The 14877-nt window shown below is 57.5% G+C and carries 16 protein-coding genes and 2 pseudogenes; 9 read left to right on the top strand and 9 right to left on the bottom strand.

The features are described from left to right. Nucleotides 1-86: 86 nt before the first annotated feature. The 3 genes from BLR13_RS29560 to mddA form a co-directional block, all read right to left on the bottom strand. Nucleotides 87-1349, bottom strand: a complete 1263-nt coding sequence (locus BLR13_RS29560) for a CaiB/BaiF CoA transferase family protein (RefSeq protein ID WP_074830960.1) — start codon at nucleotides 1347-1349, stop codon at nucleotides 87-89. 319 nt (nucleotides 1350-1668) lie between these two features. Continuing rightward, the gene (locus BLR13_RS29555) at nucleotides 1669-2091 is read right to left on the bottom strand and encodes a GFA family protein (protein WP_074816504.1); all 423 of its coding nucleotides are present in this window, start codon (nucleotides 2089-2091) and stop codon (nucleotides 1669-1671) included. Between the two features lie 36 nt (nucleotides 2092-2127). Beyond that, on the bottom strand, nucleotides 2128-2859 hold the full coding sequence (gene mddA / locus BLR13_RS29550; protein ID WP_433994236.1) for a methanethiol S-methyltransferase: 732 nt from the start codon (nucleotides 2857-2859) through the stop codon (nucleotides 2128-2130). A 170-nt stretch (nucleotides 2860-3029) separates the two neighbouring features. Between mddA and BLR13_RS29545 the strand changes: the two genes are divergently transcribed. From BLR13_RS29545 to BLR13_RS42755, 6 genes and pseudogenes are all read left to right on the top strand, one after another. Then, the gene (locus tag BLR13_RS29545) at nucleotides 3030-4595 is read left to right on the top strand and encodes a winged helix-turn-helix domain-containing tetratricopeptide repeat protein (RefSeq protein ID WP_074830962.1); all 1566 of its coding nucleotides are present in this window, start codon (nucleotides 3030-3032) and stop codon (nucleotides 4593-4595) included. An 874-nt stretch (nucleotides 4596-5469) separates the two neighbouring features. Next, nucleotides 5470-5799 (top strand): H-NS family nucleoid-associated regulatory protein, encoded by a 330-nt coding sequence (locus BLR13_RS29540; protein ID WP_083387691.1) that lies wholly within the window; start codon nucleotides 5470-5472, stop codon nucleotides 5797-5799. 1037 nt (nucleotides 5800-6836) lie between these two features. Then, nucleotides 6837-7004 (top strand): RNA polymerase sigma factor region1.1 domain-containing protein, encoded by a 168-nt coding sequence (locus BLR13_RS29530; protein ID WP_074816515.1) that lies wholly within the window; start codon nucleotides 6837-6839, stop codon nucleotides 7002-7004. A 140-nt stretch (nucleotides 7005-7144) separates the two neighbouring features. Continuing rightward, nucleotides 7145-7504, top strand: coding sequence for a VanZ family protein (locus BLR13_RS40660; protein ID WP_074816518.1), 360 nt, complete (start codon nucleotides 7145-7147; stop codon nucleotides 7502-7504). A 312-nt stretch (nucleotides 7505-7816) separates the two neighbouring features. Continuing rightward, nucleotides 7817-8791 (top strand): UDP-glucose 4-epimerase GalE, encoded by a 975-nt coding sequence (gene galE, locus BLR13_RS29525; protein ID WP_074816522.1) that lies wholly within the window; start codon nucleotides 7817-7819, stop codon nucleotides 8789-8791. A gap of 72 nt (nucleotides 8792-8863) precedes the next feature. Beyond that, a pseudogene (locus BLR13_RS42755) lies at nucleotides 8864-8959 on the top strand (PEPxxWA-CTERM sorting domain-containing protein); the annotation flags it as partial. 451 nt (nucleotides 8960-9410) lie between these two features. Here BLR13_RS42755 and BLR13_RS40655 read toward each other — a convergent pair. After that, entirely contained in the window at nucleotides 9411-9875 is a 465-nt protein-coding gene (locus tag BLR13_RS40655; RefSeq protein WP_157793738.1) for an addiction module antidote protein, read from the bottom strand. Between the two features lie 325 nt (nucleotides 9876-10200). After that, entirely contained in the window at nucleotides 10201-10404 is a 204-nt protein-coding gene (locus tag BLR13_RS29515; RefSeq protein WP_074830967.1) for a cold-shock protein, read from the bottom strand. 1691 nt (nucleotides 10405-12095) lie between these two features. On the opposite strand from BLR13_RS29515, the gene BLR13_RS40650 reads away from it, so the two are divergent. Next, a complete protein-coding gene (locus BLR13_RS40650; RefSeq protein ID WP_143039603.1) occupies nucleotides 12096-12425 on the top strand; it encodes a hypothetical protein in 330 nt (109 codons plus the stop codon). 150 nt (nucleotides 12426-12575) lie between these two features. Then, a pseudogene (locus tag BLR13_RS41990) lies at nucleotides 12576-12932 on the top strand (transposase); the annotation flags it as partial. Here the strand turns inward: BLR13_RS41990 and BLR13_RS29510 are convergent. The 4 genes from BLR13_RS29510 to BLR13_RS29495 all read right to left on the bottom strand — a co-directional run bounded on the left by BLR13_RS29510 (nucleotide 12850) and on the right by BLR13_RS29495 (nucleotide 14487). Next, nucleotides 12850-13149, bottom strand: a complete 300-nt coding sequence (locus BLR13_RS29510; protein WP_074816529.1) for a helix-turn-helix transcriptional regulator — start codon at nucleotides 13147-13149, stop codon at nucleotides 12850-12852. The pseudogene BLR13_RS41990 and the gene BLR13_RS29510 overlap by 83 nt on opposite strands. 129 nt (nucleotides 13150-13278) lie before the next feature. After that, a complete protein-coding gene (locus BLR13_RS29505) occupies nucleotides 13279-13719 on the bottom strand; it encodes a DUF2285 domain-containing protein (RefSeq protein ID WP_244524962.1) in 441 nt (146 codons plus the stop codon). Nucleotides 13720-13855: 136 nt separating this feature from the next. Next, nucleotides 13856-14050 carry a transcriptional regulator domain-containing protein gene (locus tag BLR13_RS29500; RefSeq protein ID WP_074816532.1) on the bottom strand — a complete coding sequence of 65 codons (195 nt, stop codon included), beginning with the start codon at nucleotides 14048-14050 and terminating at the stop codon, nucleotides 13856-13858. A 164-nt stretch (nucleotides 14051-14214) separates the two neighbouring features. Continuing rightward, nucleotides 14215-14487, bottom strand: coding sequence for a DUF2285 domain-containing protein (locus tag BLR13_RS29495; RefSeq protein ID WP_074816536.1), 273 nt, complete (start codon nucleotides 14485-14487; stop codon nucleotides 14215-14217). A gap of 135 nt (nucleotides 14488-14622) precedes the next feature. On the opposite strand from BLR13_RS29495, the gene BLR13_RS29490 reads away from it, so the two are divergent. Further along, nucleotides 14623-14868 carry a helix-turn-helix domain-containing protein gene (locus tag BLR13_RS29490; protein ID WP_244524961.1) on the top strand — a complete coding sequence of 82 codons (246 nt, stop codon included), beginning with the start codon at nucleotides 14623-14625 and terminating at the stop codon, nucleotides 14866-14868. The last annotated feature ends 9 nt before the right edge of the window (nucleotides 14869-14877 follow it).

Raw genomic sequence — 14877 nt, 5'->3', positions numbered from 1 at the left:
GCGGCCGCCCTTCAACGGGAAAAAATATGGTTGCGCAGGCTCGGCGGAGTCTGACTGCCCCTACCTCGCCTGCAAATCGCTTCTGCTCAGTCGGTATTTCCGGCCTTGCCGAAAGCCCCCGCCTCGGCCAAAGCAGCGATACTGCGGTCGTCGTAGCCGAGGGTGTTGCGCAGCACTTCCCTGGTGTGCTCACCGAGCAGCGGCGCTGCCACGGGATCGATCGACGGCGTCAAGCTCATATGCAGCGGCGTCTCGATGTTCGGCACCGAACCCGCGGTCGGATGCGGGATCTGGCTGAGGCGATCGCGACCGCGCACTTCCGGCGAGTTGAAGCCTTGTTCCACGGTCCGGAGATAGCCGACGGGAATGTTGGCCTTTTTCATCTTCGCCATCCAGTGCTCGAGCGTGTCGCTGGCAAAAATGCCGGCAATGATGCCCCGCAGCTTTTCCCTGTTGGCGGTTCGGTTCTTCCGATGGGCGAATTCCGGATCGGTGACGAGGTCGGGGCGATCGAGCACGTCCGTCACCAGACGGCGGTAGAGCCGATCATTGGCGCAGGCCATGTAGAGCGGCCCGTCGGATGCCTGGTAAACGCCAACGGTGGGCGAGCCGTTCGGCGAATTGCCGAAACGGCCCGGGTTTTCGCCGCTGATCAGATAGGCCATGCCGTAAAAACCGGTCAACGCCACGGCGGTGTCGATCAGTGCGACCTCGACCTGCTGGCCACGGCCGAGCCGGTCGCGGGCAATCAACGCCAGCAGGATCGCGTTGCAGGCCGACATGCCGGTCGCCATGTCGACGATCGGCGATCCGGTACGGACCGGCTCACCATCCGGAAAGCCATTGAGCGACATGAAGCCGCTTTCGGCTTGCGTGATCGGGTCGAAGCCCGGGCGCAGGGCGAACTCGCCTTTGCGGCCATAGGCCGAGATCGAGCAATAGATCAGGCGCGGATTGGTCGGCGCAACCGAGGCGTAGTCGAGCCCGTATTTCTTCATCACGCCGCCGGAGAAATTCTCCACCACCACATCGGCTTTCGCGATCAGCTGGCGCGCCAGCTCCAGCGCTGCCGGGTTGGTGAAATCGAGCGCAATGCCGCGCTTGTTGCGATTGAGACTGATAAAGGCCGCGCTCTCGCCGCCGATTTCCGCGTGCTCGTAGTGGCGGGTATCGTCGCCCCCGTCCGGGTTTTCGATCTTGATCACCTCAGCGCCAAAATCGGCCAGCGTTTGCGTACAGGCCGGACCGGCAACGACGCGGGTAAAGTCGACGACCAGCAGACCATCCAGGGCGGTCGGTTCGCCCTTTGCGCGCGGCGTTCGCTCGGGCAATTGCGGTCCTGCAGTCATTTCGGGCATTTCCTCTTATTGTTTTGCATGGCGAAACTGGCGGCCAGCGCCGCAAATACGGCTTCCCGGCCTTTTAGCGGAAGCCTGCGGACAACGCCAAACCCCGATTTTGCAGGGCGGGAGTTGCCGCTGACATAGCTCTCGAAACCGGGCGCGCGACTTACCGCTCCGCCCCAGCCAGCCGCCGGGCCAAACCGTGAGGTTCGCTCCAAAACACCGCCGCCCGACCCCTGGGTCTATCCAGGCAGTCGGGCGGTGCGGATCGTCGATAAGTGCGCAGCGGTCAATGCTCGCCGCGCCGTTGCCGGCGAACCCGGTCCTATTCGGTAACCATTTCGCCGGAGCCACCAAGCTCTGCAGGAAAATCCTTCAGTTTAGGCAGACCGTCGCGCATCGGCAGCACCGTCTCGGCATAATTGACGTGGACGCCGGGCGTAAAGGCCAGCGTCGGAAGCGTGGCCGCGAATACGTCGACCAGTCCGAGCGTCGGATGATTGGTCATCAGATGACCGCCGCACTTCGCGCAGTACTTGCGCTGACTCATCGACGTCTTCTCGAACGTCGCAACGTGCTGCGCGCCGGACGTAACCTGCACCGCTTCCGGCTTCCACAGGGTAAAGGCATTCACAGGCCCGCCGGACCACGACCGGCACGACTGGCAGTGGCAGTAGCCCATGCCTTCCGGCGAACCGGAGACCTGCACTTCGACCGCGCCGCAAAAGCAGCTTCCAGTATGTTTCATGATTTCATATCTCCCTAGGGACAATTTGAGAGCCTTTCAGATCAGTTTCCGCCACGGCAGCAGCATCGAAACCCGCTCCCGGTAACGGCGGTAGTCGTCACCGAACATCGCGGTGAGATCGCGTTCTTCTAGCAGAATTCCGACGAAGATGTAGGCCGTGGTCACCGCCGCAAACAGCAGGTGTCCCGCGGTCATCGTCGGCGCCGCCCAGAACGCGATGATGAAGCCGAGGTAAATCGGATGCCGCACGAAATTGTAGAGCAGCGGCGTCCGGAACACCGGCGGCGACATCTCCCGCCCGGCAAGATGGTTGGCAACCTGATGCAATCCGAACAATTCGAAGTGATTGATCAGGAAGGTGCTGGTGAAAACGATCACCCAGCCGACGAACGACAATCCGCTAATCACCGCGGCCATTTCCGGCTCCTCGACGTGCCAGATCACCGCCGGCATCGGACGCCACTGCCAGAACAGCAGGAGCAGCGTCAGGCTTGCGAGCAGCACATAGGTGCTGCGCTCGACCGGCTTGGGAATAAACCGCGTCCACCATTGTTTAAAGGATTTGCGCGCCATCACGCTGTGTTGGACGGCAAACAACGACATCAGCGCGAGGTTGATCGCGAGCGCTTCAAATACGGTCGATTTCGCGCCGGTATCGATGGCTTTCGGCACGACAAGGCCCGCGACGAAGCCGATGGCGTACAGAATCGTGAAGAGAAATGTGAGATAGGCCACAGCGCCGAATAGAAATGCAGTCAATTTGAGCATTCGATTTCCCGGCGCCGCCGGGCCAAGAGCGTGGATTTCGGCCATAAAAATGTCTCCGCTGCAGGCAATTGGATCGCAACTCCCGGTTTATGCGGGATACACGACCGGAAGACTTTGCCTGTTGCTTGAGGTTGACTTGATTATTTCCTGAGAAAGATACGATGACGCACGTGACATTCAGCTTTGATAATCACACCCTCGATACCAGCCGTCGCGAGTTGCGGCGCGGCAGCGAGCTGGTCGCGACGCAGCCGCAGGTGTTCGATCTGCTCGTCCATCTCTTGAAACACCGCGATCAGGTCGTCAGCAGGGACGATCTCATTGCGCTGGTGTGGGGCGGCCGGATCGTGTCGGATTCGACGCTCGACAGCCGCATCAACGCCGCCCGAAACGCCGTCGGCGACAACGGCAAGGAGCAGAAGCTGATCCGGACCTTTCCACGCAAGGGCCTTCGCTTCGTCGGCGCCGTGAACAAGCATTCGGACGGCGGTCCGCCCGCCGCCGCACTGCAGGAAGGCGCCGCACAGCCGCGGCCGGTGTTAGCGCTGCCGGACCGGCCGGCGATCGCCGTACTACCGTTCGACAACATGAGCGACGACCAGGAACAGGAATATTTTTCCGACGGCATCAGCGAGGACATCATCACCGCGCTGTCGAAATTGCGCTGGTTCTTCGTGATCGCGCGCAACTCGTCGTTCACCTACAAGGGCAAGGCGGTGCACATGCGGCAGATCGCCGCCGAACTCGGCGTGCGCTACGTCGTCGAGGGCAGCGTGCGAAAGAGCGGCGATCGGGTACGCATCACCGCGCAGCTCAACGACACCGCGACCGGCAGCCACATCTGGGCGGAGCATTACGACCGCAACCTGACCGACGTGTTTGCCGTGCAGGACGAGATCACCGACGCCATCGTGATGGCGATCGAGCCGCAGATCTATGCCGCGGAAAATTTTCGCAGCCGGCGCAAGCCCCCGAACAACGTGGACGCCTGGGATCTGGTGATGCGGGCGCTGTCGCATCACTGGCGGGTAACGCGAACGGACAGTGCCGCCGCGCAGGCCTTGCTGGAAAACGCGATCGCGATCGATCCGAACTACGGTCAGGCGCAGGCCTTGATCGCGACCAACCAGATGTTCGGCGTGCATCTGGGATGGACCGATATCGCATCCGCCGCGCCCACCGCCGAGCGGGCGGCGTTGGCGGCCGTCTCGGCCGACAGCGAGGACGCCTGGGCGCATACCGCGCTCGGCAGCGTCTATTTCTCGACCCGGCGGCTCGACGATTCGCTGTCCGAGTTTGAACGGGCGCTGCAGCTCAACCCCAATTTCTCGCTGGCGCAAGGCTACTACGCTTTGGCGCTGTGCTATAGCGGTCGCTGGCAGGACGCCTATGCCGCCGCGCAACGCGCCATTCGCCAGAGCCCGCGCGACCCGTCTTCGGCGATCTATCACGGCGTCGCTGCCTACGCCCAGTTCGTCGGAAAGAATTATAGTGAAGCGATGACGCTGGCGCGTGAGGCGACCCGGCAACGTGGCGATCTCACCGGCGCCTACCGCGTGCTGACGGTCGCGGCCGGCATGGCCGGTCAGATCGACGTCGCCAAGGCGGCGTTGGCGGAATTGCGCCGGACCCAGCCGAATATTTCGCTGGCCTGGATCGCGACCCAACTGCCGTGGAAGCTTGACGCCGATCGCGAGCATTATCTGGAAGGTTTTCGCCGCGCGGGACTGCATTAGCTGCGGCGCGGCTGCTGGCCCGCTCAGGTTTTGCGAGCAACGTTTCGATGACCTGGCGTTGATCGCACGTCAGCGCTGCGGTCATCGCAAGCAGTAAGCCTGGACGTAGCGGATAGCGACTAAGTTCGATCAAGTCGACGTGGCAAACCGCTTCATCGCTTCGGGATCTGGCGCGGAGCGATCGGGCAGGCATGGAAACAGACCGGGACCTCCATCGCATAGCATGGTCGCGCCGCTGGCCCGATGGTTCGCGATGAAGACAAACTTCAGGTCGCTTCCCTCGTGAAGGCGGCCCGCCTTGGTTAGGGTAGCCGATCTGACGTGCATCGCAGGCAATCAACTTGCAGATTCGAAGTGGCCTGCGGCCACGTCAAGCTTAACGTGCGAATCCTGTGGCCTTGGAGCCGTTATTCGTTACCTCTCTTGCGCCGGGAGGTTCCGCGACGCCCGCTGCGTCGGCCGCGACAACATCTCGGACGGTCATCTGCTTGGCGGATCTGCGCCTTTACGACCGGTAAGAGGTCAGTATGCTCTGGTTCTTTGCTTTTGCTATCGTCTTTGTCACGCTTGCTGGCTTCATGTGGTGTTTTGAACGGCACTTGAAGAAGCGGACCGGACCCTGGATTACGGATTAAACCCGTTTCCAAAATGCTTGAAAAACAGTTGCGCCTTCAGGCTACAGTCTGCGAGCAGTCGCCGGTGTAGCGATACCGACCAGCTGGACGCATAGAGCGCCCCGCGTCGGAAAACGACGCAACGCGCAAAACCAATGCTCGCCACATTCTGCCTTCAAATTTGCACATCGGAGGCCTTATTTGACCACTCCGCACATATTTCATGACAGCTCCATTCGCAATCATGATTGGGGATCTTCATGAAGCAGGCTTACCTTAAATCACTATCAACCGACCGACTGTGGTTGCTTCACGAAAGCATCGCTGCAAAATTGGCGCAGAAGTTGGCTGCAGAGACGCAAATGCTTGAACTGCGCCTGAATGCACTCAGGAAGGCGCATCCAGAGCAGTCAACCCCCGCACCTGAGCGAAGACCATACCCACCGGTTATTCCAAAATTCAGGAATCCAAAAGAACCGACACAGACGTGGGCGGGACGCGGTAAACGGCCGCGCTGGCTAAGCACGCAGCTAAAGTCGGGAAAGCGAATCGAAGATTTTCGAATCCGCCCATCCAAGGCAGCAGCTTAAGCCATCTGGGAAATCGCAAGCCGATCTCGAAAGAGAAGAAGCCGCTCAAAAGCGGCTTCTTCTCAATTTTCCGACTTATCATTGTGAATCAGACAAAGCTCTGACGCGCTGCCTGCTTTTAGGGACCTAGACTCGCTTGATGTCCCGAAACTGCTTTCTCCGAAGCGGTGATTTGGCAAGTTCAAAACAGTCCAATTTGGCCCGCCCTGCAGCCAACTTGTCCATGCTGTTTCTCGATCGATCTTGCACTGCCTGCTTGTTACAGGCCCGACCGTCTCGACCTTTAACCAAACGTCTTGTTCTTCTCAGAAGAACTTGCATTCTCTCGACGGACATAGCTGGCCGCCCGGTAGGCTTAACGCTTTAGCTTAACATTCGAGAGTGGTGGCGACGGCAGGTCGACACGATAAGATAGGTCACAGACAATTTCTCGGCACGGCGCTGCCCCAGCACGGCCGTCAGACGATCATATTACGCTTTGCGGTTTTGCCTGATTAGTGGAATCGAAGATGAGTTTTGGCCAGGACGACGTGCTGCGTATCGTAAACGGATCCAAGCCGGAATGGGCAACCACTTGGCACGTCTGGACTGTTCTCATGCCGCGGCGGACGATTACGGGGCGACTAGCTTGGGGTCGCGTTTGGCGCCGTCATGATGGCCGCCGATGGATTTACAAGAAGCTCTCGCAATAGAGCAGGTTGAAAGCAGATTCGAGAACCACCTCCAGACGCGCCAATATCATCATACGAAAATAAACCGTTCGAAGAATGTTATGCAGTCGTGAAAGGCGCTCAGGCAGCATTCACTGCCGGATTGGTCTGCGCCCAGCAACGTGAGCAGCGCTTGTGGGCACGCTCCGGCCTCGGTCATTAAACTCCAGCCCGCCCCTGTAATTCTCTCGAGCTTTCGCGTATCGTAGGGACAGCCACAATTGACTTTAGATTGACGGGGTGGCGGAAGCGACCTCAACTTCGTGTCACCGATAATACTGTTGCTGACCGCCGCTTTAATTCGGTTGCCTCGTCCAAGGGGAGCAGATGGATTGGTCGGAAATCGTTCGAAAGATGGTTATTCTCGCCCAGGAAAGTGGGCAAATTACATTTGTGCAGATCGACGAATTGGTGCCGCCCACAGCGAACCAGGCAGATATTGAGCGGCTGATCGAAGCACTAAATGCCAAGGGAATCTGGATTCTGGACGAGTGATATCCGTCGATCGGGACCGTCTTTGCGAACGGATCGATTTTGGGGGGAATTGGGTTAAGGCATGTTTCGAGGTCACGCCGCCGGGTATTGGAAGAGAAGCAGGCGTTGAGATCTCTGTGATTTTAGTCTAGTTATCTTCGATGATTAGGCAGATATCGAGCATTATTGGTTGGCTGACACTCGCATTTATCGCATATGCAACATTATCACCCATTGAAGCTCGCCCCGTGGTTGCTGTTAACAATGCTCAGTTAGAGCATTTTGTCGCCTTTGGATTGGCAGGACTAGCTCTTGGAGTGGGGTATCCCAAGCGCCTATGGGTGATTGCGGCTGTAATTGTTGGATCCTCATTCGGTTTGGAAGCGATGCAACTGTTAACGCCGGACCGTCACGGTCGTATTCTCGATGCCATGGTCAAAGCGCTGGGTGGCTGCGTCGGCGTCTGGGTTAGCCAGATTGGAACAATCATCTTGCAATCAAAACCTGGTCGAACCAGTTAGGCCGACCGCTCGTCTGCGCGTCGCATCGTTTGAGTTTGCAGCTTGGCCACGCTCAATCTTCCAAGGCGAGCCGCTTCTGATATGAATTGACCGATGAACCGGATACACGAAAAGACATAAGCAATGGCATTAGATGATGAGACCTTTGAGCTTGTTTTCGGAACCTTGGTTTGGTTGCTATTTTCAGTAGGGCTCGTCCTGCTTCAGCTTTAGCCGAACACCGGGACTCCAATTTCCAAGATCGCGCCTATCAGGCGCGAGCTCGCTGCGCTGTTGCAGTTCGGCAGGACCGATCCTTGAAGGAAGCCAGCAATGCATAACATCCTTGTAACTGGGGGTGCCGGATATATCGGGTCTCACACCTGTTTGGCCTTGTCCCGTGAGGGTTTTACACCGATCGTCCTCGACAACCTCACAAACGGGCACCTCGAATTTGTGCGATGGGGGCCATTTGAAAAGGGTGATGTACGTGATCGACGACGCCTCGATGAAATTTTCCTTGCGTATCGTCCCGCGGCAATCATTCACTTTGCAGGACTAATCGAAGTCAGCGACTCAATCTCAAATCCCATCGCATTTTTTGACAATAACATCTCGGGATCACTGACACTTCTGGCGGCCGCCCTCAGTGCCGGCGTCGACGCGCTGGTTTTTTCGTCGACCTGCGCAACCTATGGCATCCCCGCTCACACTCCTATGTCGGAATCGCACCCACAACTTCCGATCAGCCCCTATGGCCGAAGCAAGCTGATTGTCGAACAGATACTGGCAGAACTCAGCAAGTATAAGGAGTTCAGATCGGTTTGCCTCAGATACTTCAATGCCGCCGGGGCGGAGCCAAAAAATGCCCTGGGAGAATGGCACGATCCCGAAACACACGTAATTCCGCTGGCGATCGAGGCCGCCAAAGGCATGAGGTCTCACTTCAAAATATTTGGATCAGACTACCCCACCTCGGACGGCACATGCATTCGCGATTACGTCCATGTGATGGATCTGGCGGACGCCCACGTTCGCGCAGTAAAATATCTGCTATCGGGAGGCAAAAGCATTTCGCTCAACTTGGGAACCGGAAAAGGAACCAGCGTCAAAGAACTCATCGAGGCAGTGGAAAGCGTATCCGGAAAGCCCCTACCGATCGAGCGTGCCTTACGGCGAGACGGTGATCCTCCCGAACTAGTCGCCGATAATTCTGTCGCTGGCAAGATATTGGGCTGGAGTCCCCAGCATGACTTCAAGTCAATCATTGACTCCGCGTGGCAGTGGCATTCGCGAGCGGAGATCTAGCTTCAACGCTGTCGCTCGAACCAGATCGAAGCATCGGCTAGCGGTCACGATTACTCAAGCGTCGGAGTGGGCGCGGTCCCCGAACCTTCAACTTGGGCGATGATGATCCTTGGCTTCGCTGGCGTAGGCTTTATGACTTACCGCCGACGCAATACCGCATTCGGTTAGGTGCCGATCAAACAGCGATCAAGCCGTCTTCGGGCGGCTTTTTTGTTGAGCGTAGGGTCAACTTGCACGGGACACGTAAATCGTGCCCGAGAACGGATCGGCCGCCATGATTTCGCGGACCAGCACCACAGACCCTCGGCCCCCTTGCGACGTCGACCGGCCGCGTCGCAACCATCACGCGCGTCGCGCCAGACGGGCCAGTCACGCGCCGGCCTTCAGCGCCCGCAGCACCATCGTCGGCGTCACGGCATCTCCCGACCAATGCGGATCTTCACGCCTAATTTGGAAGCTGGACCGAAGCAACGACTGGCGCTGGCAGTGCAATCACGAAAGGGTCGCGTCTTTTATTCGTTTAAAAGTGCCAGCACCCGCAACGGGCGTGTGGTCGAGTTGGTTGCAACTATGGTTACAACGAAGGCACTGATCCAATCCGGCGCCTCAACGGTCGCATTCATCGCGGAGTTCGCCCTTTCATCTGATCAAATATGGACGAACTGGATATCGCGCGTTTCCTGACAGTGGCGCCAGATTTCTTCTGAAACGGCGGTCCGCGTTTTGGACGAGGTGGCTTTGGTTTTGGTGGGAGCGCCTTGACGATGAGTTGAATGTCCATTGCTGCGAGCAACCGGAAGACCCGGCCGAATCGCGGATCGTTGTCACCATCAAATGTTCGATAAAGGCCCTCGCGGCGCAATCCCGTAAGCTCCGCCAAAGCGAGGACATTTTGCGCTCTAACCACGGAGCTAAACGCCTGCAGGATGATCTGAAGATCAGACGTCTGAAAGGCCCGATTCAAGAAATCTGCAATGTCGAGCGGGTCGCATAGGCCAGCTTCACCAGGAGCCGGCAAAATAGACCCGTCTAATTCTGAAGTATCGTTTGAAGTCGATTGCGAGTTTCGAATATTTCTACTCATCCAAATCCAATTACATCTTTTTAAACGCAGCCAAAATTGTCGATCTAAAAGACGGTTGAATGATAACCGGTCCATACGAATGTGATAAAGTCAGCCATCATCTCGAACAATAGGGCTTTGTGGTGCAATGGCTGTCGCGCTTCAAGTTCATGCCGCCATGGTGCGGAACCGCAAATGCAAACGGACGGGACCGGCGTTTTAGGCAACTCCCTATCAAGCGGTCCGCCTTAATGGATCGCAGACCGGCACGTCAGCCGATCCTCCCGTGCTCAGCGGATATCACCCGCATCACAGGTCGGCTCCGAAAGTGTAAGCCAGACAGGCCTCAACCGACGCGAAGGTTTTCAGCCGCTTCCTTGCCGCGATTCGAAACGACTTCGTAACTCACCTTGGCACCCTCATTGAGACCGCTAAGGCCAGCCTTTTCGACCGCGGAGATATGGACGAACACATCCTTGCCGCCCCCGTCTGGTTGAATAAATCCGTATCCCTTAGTCGAATTGAACCATTTTACTATGCCAGTCGCCAATGCCGTCACTCCCGCTTTAGTCACGTAAGACAGCCTAGTTCGGTCTTGCTGCATCCTGCAAGGAAAACCCAACTGTTTTGAAAGTGATCGCGACGAAACCATCCCCTGGCATCCGGCTGGAAGCCGGTTGCCAGGGTCAAGGAGGCCTTGATGGACTGCTCTCACCGTGGCTAGATCGCTCTCGATACGTTCGGGGGCCCGGGCACCCCAGTAATCGCCGGTGGGTCAAACCGGGCGGCGCGCGACTTATCGAAATTGACCGCCCAATTGCGATACCAGTCATCGAGCCGGGCAGCGCCTTACCGGCAGGACTGGCGCCGCGCCCAAAGCAACAAGACCTTGGATGCGCGAAAGACTCCAGCGCGGCGAAAAGCGCGAGCCGGCAGACGAAGAAGGCGATCAACGGGAATAAGATGACCATGGCCCGCCTCGTCAGGTCCTTCCCTCGCCCAGCATCGAGTTGGCTTGAAAGCTAGTCGTATCTGGATTGTCAGAGCACGCCAACTAATCCCGCTTTTGCGCAAGCACCAAGAAGACTTTTTCGATGCGTCGTCGATGAGGCCGCCTGCTGCACCATGTTTTCTCGCTCATCGCAATTGAGCGCCTACCATAGGATCCCATCGCGCCCGTCGGCCGCAAAAAGAACTTCTTGCAGGGCTGATCAGCTGAGACGAAGGGTCACTCGTGGCTAACGGGATAAAATCCTCATTACGATAAATCCGAAGACCAATGCGCTTGCAGTAATTGAATAGATTATGTCGCCCCGTTCGCGTTTATTCATAATCGTTATCCTTGAACGGCATTCGACAGTCTCGTCGAGCGGCTCTTCAAACCGCGCGATATCTCCAACTCGCGGACATGCTTTCGCAACGTCCTCAATTCCTTAACTCGTGATGTCAGTGTTGACGCCGTAGTCACGGTCGATCGGTCCATCGATTTTTGTTTCGATTTTGAGCCCATCGTCTGTCCGCTTGCCCCTACCTCTGTCGCCGAGTTAACTTCCTGCAACTTGACGCGAGCGCAATTGAACTCGCGTGTTAAGCTTGATGGGGCGACCGCCGCTTAATTCTGGAACTGTCGTGCGCTGAGGCTGGCTCGCGCGAAAACGAAGCGCTGACAAAGCGCAGGCACACCGGCGAATACGACATGGCGCTTCGGGACTGCGACCTTGCGATCGTAGCAACTATGCCCGACCAAAATGCTTGAGCGCGGAGGACCGCGGAGCGTCACCGAGGTCAGCCTGTCGGAAGGAAGCGCGAGTGGGATAAATCTGCTACGGACGGCTAACAGAGAGGTGCGTAACGCATGGGAAAACCGCGCACCGCCTGCTCGAAACGAAAGGAATGTCACCGCTTATCCGCCTCCCCCAGGATCCCTGCTGATGGAGCGTTGCGAAAAGTTAGGATACGCAAGCGAGCGGATGTGACTTCGTCCACCTTGAACGGATTCTCGCGGCTGCGGCTCCCCAGCCTTCGATCTCATGATGGTCTTCTATCGTTGGTACCGGATTAAGTTGGCCGCAGAAGCCATCCAAAGTCGCGGTCGATCAACTTTACAACTGCAGCATAGCGATCCTGATTTTGCGCTGAGGTTCCATTTTTGGAACACTTTGTCTTCGACTTATGTCGAACGTTGTGCAGAAGACATCCTCCATGTAGGCTGCACCTGTTTCGTCCTGCTGGAGGGTTGCAATGGGACAGAAAGTAAATCTTCAAAAACGTCATTTTCAGTATGGGCGGACGGATCTAAATCTTCCCAAAGTCATGTCGGAAGTACACGAATTGCGAAAGCAGGTTTGCCTGGCAGAAGCAGCAGCCAGAGCCAAGCAAATCGTCGCTCGACCTACCCGATCGGTCAACATCCGAAGCAAGTCATCCGAACAAGGTCTGCCGTTGGATGATCTTGGTCGTTTTGTCCGGCGACAATTGGCTGGAGCGTTACCTGATAGACCCGGTCCGATACTGGGCAAAACGACGTTAGATGGCGAAACCGGCCCAAAGCCTCAATCGAGACGCGATTAAACGCGCTGCATCAATTGCTTCGCCCGGGTAACTTAAGCGTAACGCTCGCTATGATTTTGATCGGGCTTGGGGGCGCGTGGACAGCTGATTGAGCTGCTGGCGGTTCGATGGACACCAAGTTCAGGTGTTTCATGAAGCCAGAGGCGGGTCCTGCAGAGATGCACATTCAGTCGAGAGTTCAAGGTCGAGGCGGTCAAGCTGATCAGGGACCGCGGGTCTTCGTGGGACCTGGACGTTCATGATAACGTTCTACGCAAATGGTGAAGGAGTTCGGTTTCGACCGGGCTCACTCGTTCACCGGCCATGGGCAGAAGGTCGATCTGGAGATCGAGCAGCTCCGGCGCGAGGTCAACAGCTAGCTGAGCGGGTATCCTAAAAAAAGTCCGCAGCTTTCTTCGCGAGGGAAGCGACATGGAGTTCGTGTTCATCGCGAAGCACCGGTGCGTCTGGCCGGCGGCACGGCTGTGCAATGCGTTGAGCCTATGCCGGTACGGCTTCCATGGCTGGCCTTGCCTGGATCGGAGGTCGATGTCTTGGCGCCGAGATCAGCCCAAGCCTTCAGATCATCCAGCCCGTAGACGACGCGACCGCCGATCTTCCGATAGATCGGTCCTGTGCCGTACGCACGGTGCTTCTCAAGGGTGCAGCCGAAACGGCTCAGATGTCGTGCAGCCTCTGGCGTGCGCAGGAATCGCGGCGGTAAGCCGGCCATTGGATCGGGCATTTGAAAACTCTTTGATGACGACGCGTACCGGCGGTGGTGTCGGCGGGCGTGCGGTCATCATGGAGGAGCAGGCCCGCGCAGGGGGATGCCGATAATCGGGGGGTGATTTTCGATATCCCCGAAGAGGCACTACTTGTCTCTGCGCTTGGGGCGCAGAAGTTCGCGATAGCCGCCGCGCATCAATGCGAGACCGCCTTGCACGAGACGGATGGTTCGATTGCGCAGATCGTGCGTTTTCCAGGCGCGATCCGGGATACGCTTTTTGCCGTAGTAGACCTCGGCGATCGCACGATAAGTGCTACCAGCCCCGCGCGCATCGAGCGCGCGAATGGCGGCGCTGAGCCGTTCGCGTCTCTGTTTGGATAGCTGGTGAAAAGCAGGTCCTGGAGGGCGCCCATTGATTGCGCGCCAAAGCCTTCGGGCAGCATAAGCGCGTGCGTCGAAATCGCTGTCAAACGGCAACTCCGCCACATAGTTGGTACCGATAGCGGGCGGCTCTTTTAGCCAGACACGATGCTCAAGCGTGCCCACACGAAGGATGGCGTGCCATCCATCGGAGGCGCGCCGCACCTGACCGGCCGCAAGATCGAGCAGTGGCTGAGGCGTGTCACCCTTAAGGCGCGACGTGGTTGCTGCAACTGGAACGACAGTCGGCAGAACCTCTGGCGCCCAAAAGATAACTTGCTTGCCACAGGACTCTTGCGGGTCATGAGCGAAAGCAGATGCCCCACCTCCTCCGGAATTCCGGGGTTGCCTCGCCATCACAACTGTTGGCGATCATCGCTTCGTAGTCGCGTCGGTAATCCACGTTGCGACGAAGACATTCCCAGGCAATGTCGGTGATGTCAGCATTTTGCAGGCTCTTGTAGGATTCCGGCGACCGCCAGTCGAACTCAGGCATTGCTTCCGCCCCATTCACACAGCTAACGAGGATTGCAGCGCAATAATTCTGATCGATTGGGTTGTAGGAAGCCCCTATTTTGGCACCACGTGGTGCTCCGGGATGACCACCAATCAGCCGAAGAAAATCGTGCTGACGATGGATATAGGGTCGGTAGATTTCTTCTACTTCGAGCCAGCATCCCGGAAGAGACGGCCCTGCTCTGTAACCCACTTAGCGCGCGCAAGATGAGTCAGGTATGCATTGTGCGCGCGGTCGGGTTCTCGCTCTGGATCGATACGTAACACTATTCGTGTAACTTCTCGCCAGTCGGCCCCCTCGCTCTCAGCCTGCAAAAGGCGCGTGTAGGTCACGACATGCTGCTCATCATAGGGCGTCAGCGCCGAATCGGTGGGCGCAATATCCGCGACGATCGGGTCCAGCTCCGGCTTCTTCATGAATACCCCGGCAAACAGTGAACGATTCTAATCCCTTGAGGCGCCAGTCCGACCCGGTGACCAGCGAGGGACCAAGATACATATTATAGGGGATAAACCTCATAGTATGTAAAGCCGCAATTTGCGCGGATGGACATGCGCAAGTTAGTCGGTCGGAATTTCGCAAGACTGCGGAAGCAGAAACGCTTCACGCAGGAAAAGTTCGCCGAAATGTCCGGCTTCACCCAACAATACATCAGCGATTTGGAACGCGGCCACCGTAACCCAACGGTCGTAACCCTATTTGAGCTCGCCAGCACGTTGGGCGTTAGTCACGTCGATCTTATTCTTCCGGATGAAGAGGCGCGGACCGAACGAACTAAACCTGCCAAACGGAAATAGTTGGATCTG

The organism is Bradyrhizobium ottawaense (genome assembly GCF_900099825.1).
GTDB classification, from domain to species: Bacteria; Pseudomonadota; Alphaproteobacteria; order Rhizobiales; family Xanthobacteraceae; genus Bradyrhizobium; species Bradyrhizobium ottawaense_A.
This window is presented reverse-complemented; position numbering and strand designations above follow the sequence as displayed.